Origin of the sequence: Halomonas korlensis, from assembly GCF_900116705.1 — a bacterium.
Lineage (GTDB): Bacteria > Pseudomonadota > Gammaproteobacteria > Pseudomonadales > Halomonadaceae > Halomonas > Halomonas korlensis.
This window is the reverse complement of the sequence record NZ_FPBP01000009.1, coordinates 162,132-182,673: the sequence shown is the minus strand read 5'-3', so window position 1 is coordinate 182,673 and position 20,542 is coordinate 162,132. Positions and strand designations below refer to the sequence as shown.

15 protein-coding genes and 2 pseudogenes are annotated in these 20,542 nt (G+C 61.3%); 4 read left to right on the top strand and 13 right to left on the bottom strand.

The window, feature by feature from the left end; translation table 11 throughout:
- Positions 1 to 21 precede the first annotated feature (21 nt).
- Entirely contained in the window at positions 22 to 774 is a 753-nt protein-coding gene (locus tag BM341_RS13185) for an electron transfer flavoprotein subunit beta/FixA family protein (protein WP_089796528.1), read from the top strand.
- Positions 771 to 1,697, top strand: coding sequence for an electron transfer flavoprotein subunit alpha/FixB family protein (locus BM341_RS13180; protein ID WP_089796527.1), 927 nt, complete (start codon positions 771 to 773; stop codon positions 1,695 to 1,697). Before BM341_RS13185 ends, BM341_RS13180 begins: the two co-directional genes overlap by 4 nt.
- Positions 1,698 to 2,274: 577 nt before the next feature.
- Here BM341_RS13180 and BM341_RS13175 read toward each other — a convergent pair.
- The 4 genes and pseudogenes from BM341_RS13175 to BM341_RS19050 form a co-directional block, all read right to left on the bottom strand.
- The gene (locus BM341_RS13175) at positions 2,275 to 2,940 is read right to left on the bottom strand and encodes a TetR/AcrR family transcriptional regulator (protein WP_175507870.1); all 666 of its coding nucleotides are present in this window, start codon (positions 2,938 to 2,940) and stop codon (positions 2,275 to 2,277) included.
- Positions 2,941 to 3,061: 121 nt separating this feature from the next.
- Positions 3,062 to 4,345: an aminotransferase family protein gene (locus BM341_RS13170; protein WP_089796525.1), complete on the bottom strand. Its 1,284-nt coding sequence runs from the start codon at positions 4,343 to 4,345 to the stop codon at positions 3,062 to 3,064.
- 361 nt (positions 4,346 to 4,706) lie between these two features.
- A pseudogene (gene tnpC / locus BM341_RS13165) lies at positions 4,707 to 5,920 on the bottom strand (IS66 family transposase); the annotation flags it as partial.
- A gap of 295 nt (positions 5,921 to 6,215) precedes the next feature.
- Complete coding sequence (locus tag BM341_RS19050; RefSeq protein WP_139233018.1) at positions 6,216 to 6,371, bottom strand: transposase; 156 nt, start codon at positions 6,369 to 6,371, stop codon at positions 6,216 to 6,218.
- Positions 6,372 to 6,406: 35 nt separating this feature from the next.
- Between BM341_RS19050 and BM341_RS19560 the strand changes: the two are divergent.
- A pseudogene (locus BM341_RS19560) lies at positions 6,407 to 7,010 on the top strand (integrase core domain-containing protein); the annotation flags it as partial.
- Positions 7,011 to 7,126: 116 nt separating this feature from the next.
- Here the strand turns inward: BM341_RS19560 and BM341_RS13155 are convergent.
- From BM341_RS13155 to BM341_RS13120, 8 genes are all read right to left on the bottom strand, one after another.
- Positions 7,127 to 8,350, bottom strand: a complete 1,224-nt coding sequence (locus BM341_RS13155; protein WP_089796559.1) for a multidrug effflux MFS transporter — start codon at positions 8,348 to 8,350, stop codon at positions 7,127 to 7,129.
- A gap of 288 nt (positions 8,351 to 8,638) precedes the next feature.
- A complete protein-coding gene (gene fabG, locus BM341_RS13150; RefSeq protein WP_089796524.1) occupies positions 8,639 to 9,379 on the bottom strand; it encodes a 3-oxoacyl-ACP reductase FabG in 741 nt (246 codons plus the stop codon).
- Positions 9,380 to 9,574: 195 nt separating this feature from the next.
- Positions 9,575 to 10,696, bottom strand: coding sequence for a hypothetical protein (locus tag BM341_RS13145; RefSeq protein WP_245784271.1), 1,122 nt, complete (start codon positions 10,694 to 10,696; stop codon positions 9,575 to 9,577).
- Positions 10,697 to 10,788: 92 nt separating this feature from the next.
- On the bottom strand, positions 10,789 to 11,979 hold the full coding sequence (locus BM341_RS13140; RefSeq protein ID WP_089796522.1) for a thiolase family protein: 1,191 nt from the start codon (positions 11,977 to 11,979) through the stop codon (positions 10,789 to 10,791).
- Between the two features lie 66 nt (positions 11,980 to 12,045).
- Positions 12,046 to 13,605, bottom strand: a complete 1,560-nt coding sequence (locus BM341_RS13135; RefSeq protein ID WP_089796558.1) for an acyl CoA:acetate/3-ketoacid CoA transferase — start codon at positions 13,603 to 13,605, stop codon at positions 12,046 to 12,048.
- Between the two features lie 16 nt (positions 13,606 to 13,621).
- The gene (locus BM341_RS13130) at positions 13,622 to 14,920 is read right to left on the bottom strand and encodes a TRAP transporter large permease (RefSeq protein WP_089796521.1); all 1,299 of its coding nucleotides are present in this window, start codon (positions 14,918 to 14,920) and stop codon (positions 13,622 to 13,624) included.
- Positions 14,921 to 14,924: 4 nt separating this feature from the next.
- Positions 14,925 to 15,440 (bottom strand): TRAP transporter small permease, encoded by a 516-nt coding sequence (locus BM341_RS13125; protein WP_089796520.1) that lies wholly within the window; start codon positions 15,438 to 15,440, stop codon positions 14,925 to 14,927.
- 65 nt (positions 15,441 to 15,505) lie between these two features.
- Positions 15,506 to 16,636, bottom strand: a complete 1,131-nt coding sequence (locus BM341_RS13120) for a C4-dicarboxylate TRAP transporter substrate-binding protein (RefSeq protein WP_089796519.1) — start codon at positions 16,634 to 16,636, stop codon at positions 15,506 to 15,508.
- A 697-nt stretch (positions 16,637 to 17,333) separates the two neighbouring features.
- Between BM341_RS13120 and BM341_RS13115 the strand changes: the two genes are divergently transcribed.
- Positions 17,334 to 18,272: a helix-turn-helix transcriptional regulator gene (locus BM341_RS13115; protein WP_089796518.1), complete on the top strand. Its 939-nt coding sequence runs from the start codon at positions 17,334 to 17,336 to the stop codon at positions 18,270 to 18,272.
- 129 nt (positions 18,273 to 18,401) lie between these two features.
- Here the strand turns inward: BM341_RS13115 and BM341_RS13110 are convergent, their stop codons facing one another.
- Positions 18,402 to 20,291: an FAD-dependent monooxygenase gene (locus tag BM341_RS13110; RefSeq protein ID WP_089796517.1), complete on the bottom strand. Its 1,890-nt coding sequence runs from the start codon at positions 20,289 to 20,291 to the stop codon at positions 18,402 to 18,404.
- Positions 20,292 to 20,542 lie beyond the last annotated feature (251 nt).

The following is a 20,542-nucleotide window of genomic DNA, read 5'->3' as shown; positions in this document are numbered from 1 at the left end:
CTCCACACACAGGAGTCGCCCATGAAAGTCCTCGTCGCGGTCAAACGCGTCATCGACTACAACGTCAAGATCCGCGTCAAGCCGGATCACTCCGACGTCGACCTCACCAACGTCAAGATGGCCATGAATCCCTTCTGCGAGATCGCCGTGGAAGAGGCGGTGCGCCTGAAGGAGCGCGGGGTGGCCACCGAGGTGGTCGCCGTCACCGTCGGTCCCAAGGCCGCCCAGGAGCAGCTGCGTACCGCGCTGGCGCTGGGCGCCGACCGTGCCATCCACGTCGAGACCGACGAGCGCGTCGAGTCGCTGGGGGCGGCCAAGGCGCTGGCCAAGCTGGTGGAAGAGGAGCAGCCGGGCATGGTGATCCTCGGCAAGCAGGCCATCGACACCGACAACAACCAGACCGGCCAGATGCTCGCCGCCCTGACCGGCCTGCCCCAGGGCACCTTCGCCTCCGCCGTGGATGTGGACGGAGAGAAGGTGCAGGTGACCCGTGAGATCGACGGCGGCCTGCAGACCGTCGAGCTGACCCTGCCGGCCATCGTCACCACCGACCTGCGCCTCAACGAGCCGCGCTATGCCAAGCTGCCCGACATCATGAAGGCCAAGAAGAAGCCGCTGGACGTCAAGAGCCCGGCGGACCTCGGCGTCGAGGTGGCCTCGAAGGTCAAGCTGCTCAAGGTCGAGCCGCCGGCCGAGCGCCAGGGCGGCGTCAAGGTGGGCTCGGTGGACGAGCTGGTCGACAAACTCAAGAACGAGGCGAAGGTGATCTCATGAGCATTCTGGTTCTGGCAGAACATCACGACGTCGCCCTGGCCGGCGCCACCGCCCATGTGGTGGCCGCCGCACAACAGATCGGCGGCGATATCGACGTGCTGGTGGCGGGCGAGGGCGTCTCCGCCATCGCCGAGGCCGCCGCCAAGCTCGACGGCGTCAGCAAGGTGCTCGTGGCCGACAATGCCGCCTATGCCCACCTGCTGGCCGAGCCCACCGCGGCGCTGATCGCCGAGCTCGCCGGGGACTACAGCCACGTGCTGGCGGTGGCCTCCACCACCGGCAAGAACGTGCTGCCCCGGGTCGCCGCGCTCAAGGACGTGGCGCAGATCTCCGAGATCATCGCCGTCGAGTCGGCGGATACCTTCAAGCGCCCGATCTACGCCGGCAACGCCATCGCCACGGTGCAGAGCGAGGACGCCCTCAAGGTGATCACTGTGCGCACCACCGGCTTCGATGCGGTAGCCGAGGGCGGCGGCGCCGCCATCGAGGCCGTGGACTTCGTTGCCGACAACGCTCAGTCCACCTTCATCAAGGAGGAGCTGGCCCAGTCCGACCGTCCCGAGCTGGGTGCGGCCAAGGTGGTCATCTCCGGTGGCCGTGGCATGGGCAACGGCGAGAACTTCAAGCTGCTCGACGGCATCGCCGACAAGCTGGGCGCGGCCATCGGTGCCTCGCGTGCCGCGGTGGATGCCGGCTTCGTGCCCAACGACATGCAGGTGGGTCAGACCGGCAAGATCGTCGCCCCGGACCTCTACATTGCCGTGGGCATCTCGGGTGCCATCCAGCACCTAGCCGGCATGAAGGACTCCAAGGTGATCGTGGCCATCAACAAGGACGAAGAGGCGCCGATCTTCCAGGTCGCCGACTACGGGTTAGTTGGCGATCTGTTCGCGGTCCTGCCCGAGCTCGAGAGCAAGCTGTAACGCCTCCGGCGAGCCCATGGTATTGCAGGCCGGCCCCTTCCGGGGCCGGCCTGCAAATCTGTCATATCGAGGGGCAATCTTTTCTACAGGAAAGTACGCCTAATTATCTCCAGTATCTCTGGCGGTCTGGCTGGTTGAGATCACTGGACACAAGTGGCCGCTGGGGTGACAGCCGTCATCTCCTCCTTCCTGCTTGTCGGCCTAGTCGTCGTCCTGTATGGACCGACCACGGTCATGCCCCTGGTGCTCATATTCTGATTCGTGGGGCAATCTACACCTGTGTGTCCGAGCTGTAGCGACTCCGGCTGGGCCTCGGCGGTCTCTCGGCCCGCCGCTGGCGGGGATGCCGAGGTACTGGCTAAGCGACATACCATCAATCAGGCGGCACGCACAGCCAACCCGACCCGCTGGAGCGGTAAGACCCGCAACTGTAGCCCGTCGGCACCGTCTCGCTAAACCCGGAGTGGGAGCTCCACGTAACCGTCGCCGAGCCGGAAAAACAGGCGGCCTGAATGACCTCAGAGGCGACAGCTTCCTTGACAGTTACCGCTACAGTCCAGAGACCTTCCACCGTCGTTCATGGGGCCTGCTGGACCCGGGGACGGATCCCTTCGATCAGCGCCCTGATCATCACGTCGAAGCTAGCATTCATCGGGTTGTTCACCCCATTCGACCAACGCACCAGGAAGGCTCTGTCGCTCAAGAGCTCGCGATACTCAACGACAGCCGTGTAGAGATTGGGGTCGATCTCACCCAGATCTCGCTCGTACTTCGCTCGCGCACGCTCTGGGGTTGACGAGGGGCGTGAGAGCTCGATGGAGACCCAACCCAACAGTGCACCAACGAATGCGTTGTAGGCATGCAGCAATCCATCGCCTTCATGGCCGGCCCGGATGAGGACCCGCAGCACACGTTCTACAAAGGGAAGCGACGGCGGAACAGGCGACAAGGTGCTCCCTGCAATCGGTACCAAATTGGGGTGCTGATGCATCTGGGATCGCACCACGCGAGCGGTGTCCAGTAACCACTCAGCCCAGTCCGTGTCACGGTCATCCGGCAGCTTGACGTCGTCGAAGATCAGCGCGGTTAGGGCGGTGATCAGTTCGTCCTTAGACCCAACGTGCCAAGTCACAGCGGTCGGATAGACCCCCAACTGGTTCGCCAGCTTCTTGATGGAAAACTTGGACAGTCCCTGCGCATCGATCAACTCGAGGGCAACACGGAGAATGTGTTGTCGCGACAACGTAGGTCTTCCGGCCATCCTCATCCTTCCATGCAAGTTTCCCTGTGGCGTCTCCCTTTGGATCTGCCGCCCCTGCCGAGGGCCTCACGCCATCTGCGTGAATCCACCGGCACACAGCATATCAGGCTGACTCCACCTCCGTGAGGGCGGCATCGAGACGATCGACAAGATGCTGCAGCTCATCCTCGGTGATCGTGAGCGGCGGGGCAATGATACAGGCATCATTGAAGCCGCCCGTCGTCGGGTAGATGACCAGCCCGTGGGCCAACGCCGCCTGTCGCAGGCGCTCACCGATGGGTGCGGCTGCGGCAGACTCACCGCCGGGCCGCGCCAAGTCGACCCCCCACATGAGGCCACATCCCCGGACGTCAACGATCATCGGATGCTTCTCGGCAAGCTGCCTCAGCGCATCGGAAAGCCATTCCCCTTTGACCAGCGCAGTGTCGGCGAGGCCAAGGTTCAGAGTCAACTCAAGGACGGCATCGGCCACGGCAACCGACAGCGGATTGCCGCCATAGGTGTGCCCGCCGCGGATGCTACCACTGCCAGATGCAATGGCGTCGAGAACTCGGCCCGAAACCAGTGCTGCAGCGATTGGAGTGTATCCGGCCCCCAGGCCCTTGCCCAAGGCTGCGATATCCGGTCGGACACCCCAATGGTCACACGCGAGCATCCGCCCGGTCCGACCCAGCCCCGTCATCACCTCATCAGCAATGAGCAGGGTGCCAAACTCATCGGCCAGGGCACGCAACCCCTGCAAATACCCATCTGGCAGCGGGACGCACCCGAGCGTGGCACCACTCAGCGGCTCGAAGACGATTCCAGCCACCTGGCCGGGCGTGCGTTCCAGCTCTGCACGCACCTGTGCCAATAGCTCGTCAACAGGTGCACCTGAATAGGGGTCCGGTAGCACATTGAAGTCCAGCGCGAGTTCGCCGAGGACGGCACGGCGTGCATGACCGGACAAAGACAGCGCACCAAGCGTGTTGCCGTGATAGCTGCGGCGATGCGAGAGGAACCGGGGCCGTGGCCGGCCCAGCTCCACGAAGTACTGAAGCGCGAACTGTATCGCGGCCTCGACGGCTTCGGATCCGGAGTTGACGAGCCACACACCGGCCATGCCGGTGGCGTTGCTGAGACGGTCCGCCAGCCGATACATGGACGATGACGCGAAGGCACCGCGGTGCACGAAGGTCACTTTGGCACTTTGTTTGCGGATGACATCCACGATGTGGGGATGCGAGTGACCGAGGTTCGCCACGACAGCACCCGAGCAGCCGTCGATGTAGTCCTTGCCCTCTGAGTCGTACAGCCATACCCCTTCCGCACGCTCGACCACGGGAAGTTTGGCCCCGATCTTATTCTGAATCAGCCCTGAATGGGCGGCTCCCGTCAGGCTAGTCATCAGATATTTTACTCCTTCACAGGCTTGTGATCATCTATAGAGATTGGATAAAAACATTATTCATTGTTTGTTAAAAAATTGGCGCTTCAAAAAACAAATGCCAAGGACGCATGAGGTGATGGACATCGGACTGATGGCGCGAACTATACTTCAAAAATCCTCCTAAATTGTTTATATATCAATTTTTATTGTTCCTCAAACAATTCAGAGGCGAGAAATTTACATGAGCACCATCAAAGCCATAGAGGCAGAGGCCGGCATACCCCAGGAACTCATCGACGAGTACGTTTCCGCAAGGCGCTGTCCCGAGCGATCTTCCGAGAGGCATGCAGATACTTGCCGGGAGGCGAGACATGTTCGGTCACATTCGCCCCGTTCCCCACGGCCCTAGACGACAGATCTGGGACGTTGATAGCCTGGAGTACATAGACGTGCGCAAGCGAACGGGCAACACCGCTTGCCAGTGATCAGGCGGTGTGCTGACAGTGGTGAGGCAAAAGTTCGTGGAACTGACTGGCAGCTTGGCGCACTGGATCAAGCTCACGATGGTGGCTGCGCGCTGGCCACTGCGCAGTGATCCGGCGAATAACCAGTTGGAACGTCCGAGCGCCCAAGGGCGGATCTGGTTCTTGATGCAGTTGTTGTCGATCGGCAACCTGCCATCGTCAAGGTAGCGCGTCAGCGCCGCCCAGCATTTCAGGCTATAGTCCAGCGCTTTCGCCGTCGCCGAGCCGTTCGGCACCTTCTCACGATTAGCCAACATCCAGCTGTGCAGCGCATCAGCGATGGGCCCCGCCCGTGTCTCCCGCAGGCGTTGGCGTTCTTCAGCGCTCAACGACTGGGCTTCTCGCTCCACCTGGTAAAGCTGGCCGATCAGCTCGATGGCCTGCCCGGCGATCTGGCTCTTGCAGGCCACGTGCAGGTCGACGAACTTGCGTCGGACGTGGGCCATGCAGCCAATCTCGGTGATGCCGTTGGCAAAGCTCTGCTTTTAGCCGCTGTAGTCGTCGCAGACTAGCTTCCCCCGCCAGTCACCAAGGAAGTCGCGGGCATGCTGGTCGCCACGCGTCTCACTGAAGGCGTAGACCACCGCCTTCAACCCGGCTTAGGGCGTGGTGGCATAGGGCCAGAGGTAGGCGCGGTGCGTCTTCTTCTTGCCGGGGGCCAACATCAGCACCGGCGTCTCGTCGGCATGCAGCACCGGCTCGCCGAGCAGCAGGTCGCGCAAGGAATCGATCAGCGGTTGGAGCCGTACGCCGCAGATGCCGACCCACTCGGCCAGGGTGGAGCGCGGAATCGCGACACCGGCGCGGGCGAAGATCTGCGCCTGCGATAGAGCGGCAAGTGGTCGTCATACTTGGCGATCAGCACCTGGGCCAGCAGGCCGGCGGTGGGGATGCCCTTTTCGATGATCTGTGCGGGCATCGGTGCCTGGGTCAGCGTCTCGCACTGGTCGCAGACCCACTTGCCACGGATATGGCACTCGACGTGAAAAACGCCCGGCGTGTAGTAGAGCTTCTCGCTAATCTCCTCGCCGATCCACTGCAGCTTACAACCACACGCGCAGTGATCATTCACCTTCACCACCTGGGCCAGGGCCGTATCCGGCCCGGCGCGCATGTCCCGCGGCTCGGTGGCCAGCCAGATCTCGTCGATGCGGATCATCCCAGCAGCCCCTTCAGCCAGTGGCTACACTGAGCTGCCTCACTCACCGGCCAGCGTACGGTGATCGTGCCCGTGATGAGGGCAGCTCGATGCAGATCTCGCCAGCGGTGGAGGGCGATGTTGGCAGAATGGCTTCTGCTGGCGGCACCGGCAGGGGCACGAAGTCCGGCACGGCCGGTAGCTGGCTCAGGCGCTTCGCCTTGCGCTAGGTCTGGACGAGGTTGGTATTGAGCCCGTGTTGCAGGGCAACCTGGGCAATGGAGGTATCGCCCTGCAAGCAGGCCGCGACGCTCTTGGCCTTGAACGACGGGGCGTAGCGACGGCGGCGACGGATCTCACGCTCGGTGTTTGGGGAAGTCATAATTAAGTGCCCATCTATTGTTACGTGGGCACCTAATGTCACCGGCAAGACCCGACAACCGCTACGAGCACGATGCGCCTGGGGATCTCCTGCAACTGGATATCAAGAAGCTGGGACGCTTCGAACGACTGGGACATCGAGTAACCGGCGATCGCCAGCAGAACACGCCTGGCGCTGGGGGGGGAGTATGTCCACATCGCAATCGACGATCACTCACGGGTGGCCTTCGGCACCCTCTACCCCGATGAAACCGGCTGGAGCGCGTGTAACGCGCTGCTGGACGCCGTGCGCTATTACCGGGGGTTTGGGGTTCGCTTCAGCCGTGTCCTGACTGACAACAGTGGCTGCTACAAATCCAGGGTATTCCGCCGCTTGTGCCGGCGCCTGGGGCTAACGCACAAACGCACCCCGGCCATATACCCCACACGTACCAATGGCAAGGCAGAGCGGTTCATTCAAACTGCCTTGCGCGAGTGGGCCTATGCGCGGTCCTACGAGAGCTCGGAGCAACGAGGCCAGAAGCTGCTGGCCTGGCTGCACCAATACAACTGGCATCGGCCGCATGCCAGTTTGGATTACCACCCTCCGGTTAGCCGGCTGGGCCTTTCCGTGAACAACCTGGTGGGCTTACACACCTAGGTGGCGCCGGAGGGCGGCAGCGGGCCGAAATATCCGAACATGTAGAACATGGGCCCACAAATTGATTGGTTCTTCGTCGTGGCAGGGTGATGACCCGTCGCGAGATGCTAATGAGCCTATCCTTGCCGACAGTTTGCACGCGAGATGCGAGCCTCCCTCCTACACGGCCTGATCAATCTCAGATAGGCCGCAAGCGAAACGCCCCCACCCAATGCGATGGTGATGGCCATTGTACGCGATGTTCCGTCGTGGAACTGGCCGACCAGAGCGCCACCTAGGGCGGCGATGGTCATCTGCAGGAAGCCGAAGAGCGATGAGGCCGAGCCGGCACATTGAGGATTCGGTGCCAGTGCGCCGGCCATGCTCTGCGGCATCACGATCCCGAAGCCGAACAGGAACAGGATGTGCGGGCCGACCACTGCCCAGGGCTGGTGGACGCCGCCTATTGCGAGGAGTGCCATAGTGGTGCCGGCAAACGTACACATCAGGGTGGCCATCAGCAGCAAACGGTCGCGTCCCAGTCGGTGGCTGTAGCGGCCGCTGAACAGGGTGCCGGAGAAGAACCCCGCCACGATCAGGATAAAGCCGATCCCGTACTGGAAGGGGGAGAGCCCCATGTACTCGATCAGTACGAATGAGGAGCCGGAGAGGAAGGCGAAGAGGCCGGAAAAACCGCTGGCGTTGATCAGCGTATAGCCGACGAAGCTGCGCTGGGTCAACAGCATGCGATAGTTGGCGAGAATCACCCTGGGGGCCACTGACTGGCGGCGATCGGCGGGCAGCGGTTCGGGCATCAGCAGCGCCAGGATCAGAAGCATGATTGCGGCATAGACCGCCAGCAGCAGGAACACCGACTCCCAGCCGAAGAACAGCAGCAGCCCCGCTCCCACCACCGGAGCCAAGGCAGGGGCCATCGCCATGGTGCTGGCCATGTAGGAGAGGACGCGGCCGGCCTCCACCGGGCCGTAGATATCGCGCACCGCGGCGCGCCCCAGGACCGGACCGGCGGCACCCCCAAAGGCCTGCAGAAAGCGACCGGCCAGCAGCCATTCAATGCTGGGGGCGAAGGCGCAAAGCAGGCTGGCAGCCAGGAAGAGGGTAAAGCCGGCGATCATCACCGGGCGCCTCCCGAAGCGATCGGAGATCGGTCCGCAGAAAAGTTGGGCCATGGCGAAGCCTGCCATGTAGAGGCTCAGGGTCAGCTGGACCTGGTCGGGCCCGGTATTCAGCGCTTCGGCCATGACCGGCATTGCTGGCAGGTACATGTCGGTGGCCAGGGGGCCCAGGGCCGTCAGTGCGGCCAGGACGATGATGGTGGCAGGGGAAGTCAGCCGGAGCACTCGGTCCTCCTTGATCTTGTTATGTTTGGCAGCATGAAAGCGGGCACGGCGAGGTGTCATACCTTATGCCGTGCCCGCTTCGTTGGTCCGCCGGTTGTTCAGCGAGCGGCTGCGCCTCCGGTGCCGCCTGCCGGAAGGCCGGGGCACGACGCACGACAGTTGGCTGCGGCGCGCTGGATCGTCGGATAAGCCGAAAAATCGCACGCGAAGTGTTCGACGCTGTGAACCTATGGTACCAGGCAGATGTTCACAAATTTCAGATCGCCATAGCAGAAATCACAAGGTTCCTTATACATACATCCCGCCATTGACGTTCAGAGTCTGACCATTCACGTAGGCGGCATCGTCGGAGCACAGGAAGGCCACCACCCCGGCCACCTCCTCCGGCTGACCGCCACGCCCCTGGGGGACCCGCGCGATCAGCTTGTCGCGAACCTTCTCGGGAATCTGAACGGTCATCTCAGTCTCGATGAAGCCGGGTGAGACAGCGTTGATCAACACTCCCTTGCGCGCGAGTTCCTTGCTCAAGCTCTTGACGAAACCGATCACCCCTGCCTTCGCGGCCGAGTAGTTGGCCTGGCCGAAGTTACCTTCGTTGCCGGAGAGCGAGCTGATGCAGATGACGCGTCCTGACTGCTTCTCCACCATGTAGCGCGCGGCTTCCTGGGTGCAGATGAACATCGAGGTCAGGTTGACATCAAGCACCGTGCGCCACTGGTCATCGGTTATCTTGAAGAAGGAGGCATCCCGGGTGATGCCGGCATTGTTGACCAGGATATCCAATCGCCCGAATCGCTCATTGACGCGCTGCATCACCTCAGCGACCTGCTGCCGGCTGGTGACATCACAGGCTTCCGCCACGGCCTCATGGCCATCCTGAACTAGTTCCACAGCCGCGCGCTCGGCATCCTCGCCGTTGATATCCACGATCACCACCCGGGCCCCATCCTCGGCCAGACGTCTGGCCATGGCCGCCCCCAGGCCACGTCCCGCGCCAGTTACCACAGCCACACGTTCAAATAACTTCATAAACTCACCTCAATGACTAAAGGGGCGACACATCGATTCCGAAGTGCGATTTCCACCTCCAACTCACACCTCACCATGAGCCTAATATGCACTCCCCAGCATATAAAAAAGGCGAATCATCGAACGTCTTACCGGTCGGTGACTCGCCTTTAAACGATCAAAACAAGGGTGATAAATCACCCAAAAACCATCCTATCAAAACTTATACATGGCCATCATTTCGACTTGCTGGCCGCCGGGACGCAGCGGCATTGTCCCTGCATTACGATCTCGCCATTCGATACCGAAGTCCAGGCCAGGCAGATATGTATAGATCAGGTTAACATTCGTGAACTGAAGCGTATCGTCCTCGACCGTTGCCGAGACCTCATCGGCCTTCACCTGCCCATAGCGAATGTTGCCACGAAGACTCTCGGTGAAGCGGTGGCTGACACCCGCGGTCAAGCCTGTGGTGCTGACCAGCCCACCTGACGCATCGACCTCACCTCTGCTCTCAAAAGCAGAGTCGGGAGCCGGAGCTGCCGCACCGTTATACCCCCACCCGGCGTACACGTTATTGCCTTCCCCCGTATAGCCACTCAGGGAAAGTGCAGTGTTGCCAAGGTTAAGCTTACCGGCCAGGGAGACAGCGGCCCCGAACTCCGAATCATCGACACCCGTTTGTACTTCGCGTCCGGTGGCAGCAACATTGAACGCATGACCGGCCTCGGTGCGGTGCGTGTAGGACGCCACCAGGTCCGGCATGTCGGCATCACTATAAATCGGGTCCTGGAAGGTGAATCGAAAGCCACCAGGCGTATAGTGCAGGACGAGATCCGGTCGGACGACGGCCCCACTGCCGGCGACGCTACCGATCCCCGTTCCATAGAAATCCAGAATTTCGACATCAAATGGCGCATTGGCGAAGAACTGGCCGTTCCAAGTCTGGCCAAGCGTCAGGTTATCGACCTTTATGAAGGCATGACGCAAACGCATGGCGTAACTGCTATCGGCTGTGTCAGTGGCATTATCCCAGAAGTCCCCCTCCACGAAGGCCGTCACATCGTGACCTTGAACATAACTATCGACCTCGAAATTGAGTCGCGACTGGCGGGCAGTACCGTCAAAGGAACGATCCCCACCGTCAGGGTCATTGAAAATGCCCTCCGCCTTGACGTAGCCACCGACGCTGAAAGTCGTGCCGTCGACTTCTGCGACCTCAAAAGCATGAAGCTGCGAGGACATGGAAGCCACTGCAACGGCAAATGCGAGTTTGTTCTTAAAGTGCATCTTTTCTCCATACATTCTTGGTGTTAAAGGCTCTATCCAAAGAGCCATGATAGGAGTCGTCCTAAATAGAACGTGTGTTCCCTTGCCTTGCCAAGGACAGGTACCCCGACCTGCCCACTGCTCTTAGTGCCCCTACTGAATCACCCCACCTTGACGACCAGCGCTGCTGCGGAGTCGCCCGCCGCACAGCCAGTTACCAGGGCATAGCCACCGCCCTTGAGAGCAGTTTCCTCGATCGCTTCAATCAGTAGACGCCCGAGGGTCGGCCCCTGGGGATGGCCAAATACCAGCGAGGTGCCGTAGTTGTTGAACTGGGTGGCATCCAGGCCCATGGCCTTGGCCAGGTGCAGATCATTGACGATGAAAGGGCTGTGATTCTTGATCGTGGTGATCTGGCCTATGCTCAGGCCCGCCTGGTCCAGGGCTCGCTGGGCCGCCGAGGCCGGCGCCATCGGCATATGGGCCGGCTTGGTGCGCGCATGGCCGTAGGAGAGCACCTGCACCACCAGGCCCGGATCGGTGCTAAACTCGGCCGCTCGCTCGCGGGTGGTAACGATGATCCCGGCATTGCCGTCCGCTGGATGGGTCTGGGATCCGAAGGTATGAATGCCATCGGGCTGCACGGTACGCAGCTTTGCCAGTCCTTCTGCAGTGGTCGGCGTCACGCCCTCATCGGCTTCGACCAGCCTGGTTTCCTTACGAGAAACCGGCACCGCGACCGAGAACATGTAGCGCTTCTGGAAGGCACGGTCTTCGGCCAAAGCCTCGGCATACTGCTCATAGCGCCGCAGGGTCAGCTCATCAGCCTGCTCACGGGTGAAACCGTGCTCGCGTGCGACATTCTCGGCCGTGGTCAACATGTCCTTGCCGGTGGCCGGGTCGGCGGCGATGTTGTCCATGTTCCAGTTCTCGGCGATCACCTCGCCCCCCGGGCCCATCGGATTAGGCCAGATGGTGTGGGGGGCGTTGGACGTCCGGTCCGAAAGCAGGCAATAGGTGGCCTCGAAGCTGCCGGTCTCGACGGCTGACGCAGCATTGAAAACTGCAGTAGTCGAGGTGGCACAGGCCTGGGTAACATTCTGCCCAGGAATTCCTTCTGCCCCGATGAGTGATGCTGCCCAGGGCGCCCCATAGAAGATGGCCTTCTGACCCACTGATACACCAAGATAGAGGTAGTCAAATAAGGCGGGATCGATATCCCGGCTGGCCAGCCAGCGCTTGCTAGTGGCCGCTCCCAGCTCGATCGAATTAGTGTTGGCGAAACTGCCCTGCCACTTGCAGAAGGGACTGCTGTAATAGCCGCCATAGGGGATAAAGGCATTCTTGAACATTGTGGACTCCTGTCGTGTCGACCGAGTATCGCCCGCCTCGGGCTGAGGCAAGCGACCTACCAGGGTTTACCTATTTAGCAGAGTGTCGCTTAGCCCGCCCCACTGCTCCTTGAACAGTTCGGTGGGCATTTCCTTGAGATCGGGTGAGACCTTGGGAGTGAATTCCATTGCTCCGAAAATGTCGCGCTGGATATCGATGCCTGGCGCGATTTCCGTCAGGGTGATCTCGCCATCGATGAGCTCGAACACGCAGCGTTCGGTGACATACAGCACCGGCTTGCCGATTTCCTGGGCATAGCGGCCGCTGAAGGTAATCTGGTCGACGCGATTGACAAATTTCTGACGGCTGCCTTCCTCGCGGATATTGACCCGATTGTCGACGATCTCGATCTTGCTGCCATTGGTGAAGGTACCGCAGAACACCACCTTGCGCGCATTCTGGCTGATATTGATAAACCCACCAGGGCCGACGACCTTCTTGCCGAACTTGCTGACGTTAAGGTTGCCTTCATGATCGGTCTGGGCCAGCCCCAGGAAGCACACATCCAGGCCGCCGCCGTCGTAGAAGTCGAACTGATAGCCGTGATCGATGATCGCTTCGGCATTGTAGGCGGTGGCGAAGTCACCACCGCTGGCCGGTACGCCGCCGTAGGTGCCCAGCTCGGTGGTCAGGGTCATTAGTTCGCTGACCCCCTCCTCGGCTGCCACGCTGGACACGCCCTCGGGCATGCCGATGCCCAGATTGACCACCCCCCCCGACACCAGCTCCATGGCCGCCCGCCTCGCGATGACCTTGCGGGCATCCAGGGGCATGGGCTTGATGCCGCCCAGCGGCATCTTGAGATCGCCCGACAGGGCAGGATTGAAATAAGTCGCCATGGTCTGGGTGTGGTTTTCCGGCTTGGCTACTACCACGTAGTCGACCATGTCCCCGGGAATCTTGACCTTCTGTGGGTGCAGGGTGCCTTGACGGGCCAGGTATTCCACTTGGGCAATGACGATGCCACCGCTGTTCCTGGCCGCCTGGGCCATGGAGAGCTGCTCGAGGAAGATCGCCTCCCGCTCGAGGGTCAGGTTGCCCCGCTCGTCGGCGGTAGTGGCACGAATGACCGCCACATCCACCGGAAAAGTGCGATACATCAGCCACTCCTCGTCGTCCAGTTCAACGAGCTTGACCAAGTCCTCGGTGGTAGCGGTGTTGCCCTTAGCGCCCTCCAGCCGGGGATCGACAAAGGTACCCAGGCCGACCTTGCTGATCACGCCTGGCGTCTTGCCGGCGATGTGTCGCCAGAGATGCGCCATCACGCCCTGCGGCAGCAGATAGGCCTCGATCTTGTTCTCGAGGACGAGCTCCACCATGCGCGGCGCCATACCGGTATGGCCACTGACCAGGCGCTTGATCAGACCTTCATGGCCCAGATGGCTCATGCCCTTGTCCTTGCCGTCACCACAACCGCAGCTGTGCGCCACGGTCAGGCTGCGGGGCGCTCCCGTTTCCAGAAACCGGGCTTCGAGAGCCGCGGCCACGTCTTCCGCAAAGCCGCTGAGCCCCGCCGTGGACCATACCAGCGTATCGTCATGCTTGATCATGCCCACTGCCGTATGAACATCGACTACCTTGCTCACAATCACCCCCTATTCATTAACTTCCGGTCAGGATCAACACGATCTGCGGAAAGAAGATCACTAAGGCAACCACGACGATATCCGCAATCAGAAAAGTCGTGACGCCCTTGAAGATGTCCACCAACGAGGCGTACTGCCCTGCCACCCCCTTGATGACGAAGATGTTCATACCGACCGGCGGGGTGATCATGCCGATCTCGAGCAGCTTGACCAGCAGCACGCCGAACCAAATGAGGCTGACATCGTAGAGCTCGAACACCGGCAGCAGCACCGGTAGGGTCACCAACATGGCGCCAAACGGTTCCATGAACAGCCCGAGGAACAGGTAGATCACTACCACGACCAGCATCAGCTGGAGATAGCTCGGATCCCAGCCGGTGACCGCACTGGTGATAAAGCCCGCCAGGCCGCTCAGGCTGAGAAACAAGGTGAACATGCTCGCCCCTACCCCGATGATCAGCAGCGCCGAGGTGGTCGAGAGGGTCTCGAGCAGAGCGGCCTTCATCACCTTGCCATCCAGCCGGCGCAGGACCAGGCCGATGAGAATCGCGCCGGCCGCCCCTACCGCCCCGGCTTCCGTCGCCGTGAAGAACCCCGAAAACAGCCCACCAAAGACCAGGAAGCCCAGCACCAGCACGGGCCATATCTCGATCAGTGCCTGTTTGGCGGTGATATCGCGTGTATCGACCGCCTGGCGCGGCACGATGTCCGGGCGTAGCCAACTGACCAGCAGAATGACAACGCTGTAGCTGACCGCGGTCAGCAGCCCGATGGTAATACCTCCCAGAAAGACCTGAGTGATCGACACCTGGGCAAAGACCCCATAGACGATCATCAGGATGCTCGGCGGGATCAGCGCCCCGATGGTGCCACCGGCGGCAATGGTGCCGCAGGCAAAGCTGGGCTTGTAACCGCCATTGACCATTTCGGGAATGGCGATGCGTCCCATGGCGGCGGCACAGGCCACGCTCGAGCCACTGACCGCGGCGAAGCCGGAACTGGCAACGATGCTCGAGATTGCCACCCCGCCCGGCAGCCAGCGAAAGACCACCTTGGCCGCATTGAACAGGCCATTGGTGAGCCCGGTGTGGAAACACACGAAGCCCATCAACAGGAACATCGGCACCGCACTCAGCGTCCACTTGGCGATGAATTCATAGGGCGTCGACGACAGCATGCCGATGGCGGTGTTCCAGCCGAACATCACGGTGATGCCAACCAGCGAGACGATGATCAGCGACAGCGCCACGGGAACGCGTAACGCCAGCAAGGCCAGGAGTGCCGCGAGCCCGTAGAAACCAATTTCAACAGACATGGAATTACCCTTCTTGCGTGTCGGCGGGATAGGCCGTGCCGCTGGCCAGCAGCGGAATGCGTATGAGGCAGACGATGGCGGCCAGGCAGAATGCCAGCGGCAGAACGAAGTAGGTGGGCCAGACCGGCATGGGGAAGTTCAATGACATGACGTAGGAGCCGATCTGAAACTGCTCCATGGCCTTTCCCCAGGTGGCGACCATCAACACGATATAGACCCCTGCCGACAGCAGTGACACCAACACATCCGACATCCGGATCAACATCGGGCTCATCAGGCTTTCCAAGGCTTCCACGGCAATCATGTTCTTGCGCCACTCCACCCAGGCCAGGGGGAGCAAGGCCAGGGTGATCAGGTAGTAACGGGTGACCATCTCCAGGGTAGCCGGGACCGATACCGACAAGGTGGAGCGCAGGATGACGTCCAGCGTCACGTGAATCACCATCAGCAGGATCGCGATGGTTCCCAGCAATCCCAGCCCCATGGAGACTTTATTCACCAGGCGATATAACCAGGCCATGAGATAACCTCCTGTCTCGAGGAAGAGGCCCAGGGCCGCCGAGGCGACCCTGAGAAGCAGCAAGTTCAGGTGCCGTAGTTAGTGAAGTCCACCTCGTTCCACACCTCGCGGTTAATGGCCTCGGCAACGGCCTCGGGGTCTTCGCCAATCTCCTCGATGATGCCGTTCCACTTCTCGACCAGTTCCTGGAAGCGTTCGAGTTTGGCGGCAGCGTCGCTGACGCCGTAGCGGCTCTCGGCCTGCTCGGCGGCATAGACCAGGTCTTTCTCGGCGAAGTTGCGGGTCGCCTCGTGCAGCGACTCATCGGCCTCGAGAATCTCGATGCCACTGTCACGCGCCACCTGGTCGGCTTCGGCAGGCATCTCGTAGGCCCAGCGCTGGGTCGCCAGCGCACTCGCTCGGGTGGAGGCGCGTGCCACTGCCTCACGATCTTCAGCAGAAAGAGAATTCCACGCTGGCTGACCGGTGGCGTGTGAGATGGTGCTATGGAAGGTGCCCAGGCCGATATACGTCAGGTAATCGATAGCATCTTCCAGTCGGAAAGAGATGATATCCGCCGAGGAGGCAATCGAACCATCGATCACACCCTGGGACAGCGACTCGAAAGTCTCCCCTACTGGGGTGCTGGTCGGCGTACCGCCCATCGCTTCCAGCCAGCGGGAGTACTGCGACCCGCCGACGCGAAGACGCATGCCTTGTAGGTCTTCAACGGTAGTCACCGGCTTGTTGGTCAGCAGGTGGTAGACATCGGTCGTATGGGTACTGGTATAGACGATACCCATCTGCTTGAGCTCAGCCTGACAGGCGTCACAGGTAGCGATGTACTCGGTGACTGCGCCATTCATGGCATAGGAGTTCGTGCCGAGAAGCGCCATATCGCCGATCAGGTTGAAATTGGGCAGGTCGGCAGGGAAGTAGGCCGGCAGTAGTAGACCGGCTTCCACCAGGCCACTACGCAGCGCCGTGCGCATATTGCCCAGCGAGGCAATCTCCGTCCCCATGATCTGCCCACCCAGGCGGCCATCAGACTCTTCGGCCAGAGCCGGCACGAATTCAGTATACAGGGGAGTGTGGGCCGGGTGGGCCGGGGGGACGCCAGGTGCCAACCGCAAGTCTTTCGCTTGGGCTGACTGAATAGCAACTCCACCCGCGACGGCAAAAATCGCCAAGCTCTTGACTATTGTCTTGAGGGTCATAAAGTTTCTCACTTCGTTAGCATTGTTGGTAACTAATCGCCAGGCAGTCTTTGGCTACCAGCAGGCGACTCATTCCGGTCATGAGGGACGACAGCAGGGACTACACTGTCGTGGAGTAATAAACCCCCTCTTCAGCATAGGCCACCTCAGCGTGTCGACTGCTGCCACTTCACGATCCATAAGCTGTACATCACCAGAGCTTGAAGGCACACGGCATCTCCCTCGCGCCCATCCAGGGTCACACGGGAGGGCCAGCCGGCCTCGAGGCCATAGCTGAAACGCTCGACCGACGATCAGAGGGCGCTAAGATGGCACCCACCACACGAAAGGTACGGCACTTCAGTGCAGCGGCGTGCATTATAGTTCCATTTGCAGGTGCTCACGAAACCCGACCTTAGTCTTAATGCCAGGTAGACAACTGGAATAAGCCAACCCTCCCTCGCCCGAGTAGGAAGGGGGCCGAGCGGCGACATCACCAGTCAACAGGGCGTCGGAGAGGCGGTCCGATGGTCACGCACGCCGATACGGCAGGTCAGACGGGGGAGTCAACTAGAAGCAGAGGGCGGGAGCAGTATTGCTCACCGGTTATCATGCATTATAATGCCAGCATCATGACCTGTAAGGGGGCTGGTAGATTCATTGAGTCCGCCTGGACCCTTGGCAAGCATCTTCTGCTACAAGCACACCGAGAACCCTCATGAAACCAGAAGAAAAAAGCGCTAGTGACGTGGAAGAGGCCAAGTCGCAACCAAGCCTTGCCAAATCCATCGGCGAACGCGTGCGTGCCTACCGAGCTCGTCGTGGCATTGCACGAAAAAACTTGTCTGCACAATCCGGTATATCCGAGCGCTACCTGGCTCAGATCGAGACTGGTAAGGCCAACATCTCTATCGAATTGCTGCAGCGGCTGGCTCAGGCGATGGTCGTGCCGCTGCATGGGCTGCTGCCTGCCTTGGGCCAGCAGGCGCTTCCCAACTCGCTCAGCGACTTGCTGCACCGTCTGTCCTCTTCCCAACTCGAGGAGGCCTACCAACTGCTTGCTCGGCACTTCGCCCCACCTCGTACTTGCCAGTCCGGTATCGCCCTGATCGGCATCCGATTTGGCGGCAAGACGACCCTCGGGGAATTGCTGGCCTCGGAGCTCAGCCTCCCCTTCATCCGCCTCAGTCAGGTCATCGAAGCACAGGGAGGCATGAAGGTAGGCGAAGTCCTAGAGCTTGGTGGTCAACGCACCTACCGGCGTCTGGAGCGGCAGGCGCTGGAGCACGTGAACGAACAGCATCCCCTGTCGGTACTCGAGGTCGGTGGTGGATTGGTTACCGAGCCCGAAACTTTCCAAAAACTGCTCAGCAGCTTCTACACGGTCTGGCTGAAGGCATCGCCCGACGAGTTGATGCGACGGCTGATGGCGGAAGGAGACATGCGCCCACTGGAAGGCAACAACCTCAAGATTGCCAAGGAAGACCTGACCCGCATCCTGACGGAGCGCGACGCTGACTATCGCCAGGCCGACCACATACTCGAGACGACCGGGCGGACCGTCGAAGAGTGTTTCCTGGAACTGGTCAGCGTCAGTCGGCCGGTCATGGCCCCCTTCCCCGCCATGACAACCGAGGTCAACCGTACGGTAAGTTAACGCCAAGTGCTACCGCCTCGTCCGCCACGCGCGCCGGCAGCGTATTGCCGAAGATCGACCGGGATGGACCAGCGCACGACGATGCCGGTCCACCCCTTATGATTCCTGGCGACGTGCGAGTCAACGCTTTCAGTCAGGCTCCACCATGAAGCGGGAGAAGAACTCGTTGAGTTCCTCGAACCCATCCAGCGGGAGCACGAGCGAGACGTACTGGTCCGGTCGTACCACCACCAGCGCGCCGGCGCCACGGTCGATGCCCCGCAGGTCGAAGATGTCCTGGTCGGTGCCCAGCACGGGCGCGTGGGCCTTCTGGTAGTCCTGCAGTCCGAGGGCCCCCTTGTGCGGCTTGAGGAGGTCGTGCATGTCGGCCCAGTCCACCTCGAGGTGAGACTGTTGGATGATGCCGTGGACATCGAAGACCGCATCCGGGTCGGCCCCTTGCGGGGTGAAGCGGCGAATCGGCGACGCCTCGCTGGCAAGGAAATCCATCAGCGCGTTGAACCGCGATCCCGGACTTCTCGGGTCGACCATGTCGGCGAAGGCGTAGAGCCGCCAGCGGCCGTCGGCGCGATGCACGTGCCCGAGGTGGACCTGCTTGGCATCGCCGAGTCGGATCACCTCGGCCGAGTGGAAGCGGCGCCCGGGCGGGAAGCCGGTGGCCAGCCCCAGGTGGCTGTCGTCACCAGTGAGCAGGTCCGGCGCGTAGTGGGTGGCGAACCCCGCGGTGAACTCGCTGTTGGTGACGAATTGCCGTTGCACCTCGGCCAGGCCGGTCATCGCTGCCTGCGGGTCGTCGGAGGCCTGCGCGGCGCCGATCGCCCTCGACCAGCGGGTATCCATTTCGATCAGGTTTTTCGCGATGACATGACGCTCAGCGTTGTAGGTGTGCAGCAGGCTGGCCGGGCTACGCTCCTGAAGCACCGAGATCAGCTTCCAACCAAGGTTGAAGGTGTCCTGCATCGACACGTTCATCCCCTGCCCAGCCTTGGCGGTGTGGGTGTGGCAGGCATCACCGGCGATAAAGACACGAGGCGTGCGGCTCTCCACCTGATCGTCGTCGACATCGTCGAACTTATCGGTGACCCGGTGACCAACACGGTAAACGGAGAACCAGGCGGTCTCCTTCACCTCGAAGGTGTACGGCGCCAATACTGCCTGAGCCTTCTCCAGCACCTCTTCCTTGGTCAGCCAGGCATCCGGGGCGATATTTCCCATGTCGACGTACATCCGCACCATGTAGCCGCCCTCGCGAGGAATCAGCAGGATGTTGCCCGCGTCGGCGGATTGGATCGTGCACTTGAAGCGGATATCCGGGAAATCGGTCACTGCCAGGACGTCCATCACGCCCCACGCCTTGTCTTCACCGTGGCCTTGTGGTTTTCGACCGATGGACTCGCGCACGACGCTGTGCGCACCGTCGCAGCCGACAACGTACTTCGCTCGGACGCTCTTCTCGCCCTCTGGGGTGTTGAGGGTCACCGTGACGCGCTCGTCAGGGTTCTCGGGCACCTCCACCTTGAGCGTCTCGTGGCGGTAGTCGACCTGCAGGCGGCTGGAGGAGTTGTGCATGTACTCCAGCAGAAAGTCGAGCAGTCGGGCCTGGTTGACGATCACGTGCGGGAACTCAGACAGCCCGTCGCGAACGTCCTGCACACGGCCGAGCCGGGCGATCCGTGCCTTGTCATAGGGGTCCGGCCCCCAGAAGTGGGTCTCGTTGATCCAGTAGGCCTCGGAGGTCATCCGCTCGGCCAGGCCGAAGGCCTCGAACATCTCGACCGTGCGACAGGCCACACCGTCGGCACGTCCCACTTCGAGTGGCCCATCGGCCTTCTCCACGACGCGGGTGACGATCTCGGGGAAGGTCGATAACTGGGCGGCCAGCAGCAACCCGGCCGGCCCGGTACCGACGATCAGCACGTCCACCTCTTCCGGCAGCAGACCCTGCTCGTCGCTGCGCCCTTCGGCAACAGGCTGAATCCGCGGGTCGCCACTGCGGTAACCGTCGAGGAAGTACTGCATCTACTCGCTCCATCCCGTGCGCTACGGGTATTCGTTGTTGGTACGAAAAAAGTGAACAGGAAACCCATGGTGCCGGTTTCACTTGGTGTGGTAATTGGCCACGACTTAATTCGTCAGTATTGTGACTAATTTGCCGGCGGGCAATACGACTTTCCGCCAAGGCCCGACACCTTGGCCGTTTTCGCTAGCCCGCCCGGGCCCGGTATCGCCAGCGGATGTCCGGGCACTCTGATAAGTTAGTCCACCATGCC

Bases quoted from the DNA above. Each gene is read 5' to 3' on its own strand.
- BM341_RS13185 (WP_089796528.1), top strand. From the start codon at position 22: ATGAAAGTCCTCGTCGCGGTCAAACGCGTCATCGACTACAACGTCAAG.
- BM341_RS13180 (WP_089796527.1), top strand. From the start codon at position 771: ATGAGCATTCTGGTTCTGGCAGAACATCACGACGTCGCCCTGGCCGGC.
- BM341_RS13170 (WP_089796525.1), bottom strand. From the start codon at position 4,345: ATGACTAGCCTGACGGGAGCCGCCCATTCAGGGCTGATTCAGAATAAG.
- BM341_RS19050 (WP_139233018.1), bottom strand. From the start codon at position 6,371: ATGACTTCCCCAAACACCGAGCGTGAGATCCGTCGCCGCCGTCGCTAC.
- fabG (WP_089796524.1), bottom strand. From the start codon at position 9,379: ATGAAGTTATTTGAACGTGTGGCTGTGGTAACTGGCGCGGGACGTGGC.
- BM341_RS13145 (WP_245784271.1), bottom strand. From the start codon at position 10,696: ATGGCTCTTTGGATAGAGCCTTTAACACCAAGAATGTATGGAGAAAAG.
- BM341_RS13140 (WP_089796522.1), bottom strand. From the start codon at position 11,979: ATGTTCAAGAATGCCTTTATCCCCTATGGCGGCTATTACAGCAGTCCC.
- BM341_RS13130 (WP_089796521.1), bottom strand. From the start codon at position 14,920: ATGTCTGTTGAAATTGGTTTCTACGGGCTCGCGGCACTCCTGGCCTTG.
- BM341_RS13125 (WP_089796520.1), bottom strand. From the start codon at position 15,440: ATGGCCTGGTTATATCGCCTGGTGAATAAAGTCTCCATGGGGCTGGGA.
- BM341_RS13120 (WP_089796519.1), bottom strand. From the start codon at position 16,636: ATGACCCTCAAGACAATAGTCAAGAGCTTGGCGATTTTTGCCGTCGCG.
- BM341_RS13115 (WP_089796518.1), top strand. From the start codon at position 17,334: ATGAAACCAGAAGAAAAAAGCGCTAGTGACGTGGAAGAGGCCAAGTCG.
- BM341_RS13110 (WP_089796517.1), bottom strand. From the start codon at position 20,291: ATGCAGTACTTCCTCGACGGTTACCGCAGTGGCGACCCGCGGATTCAG.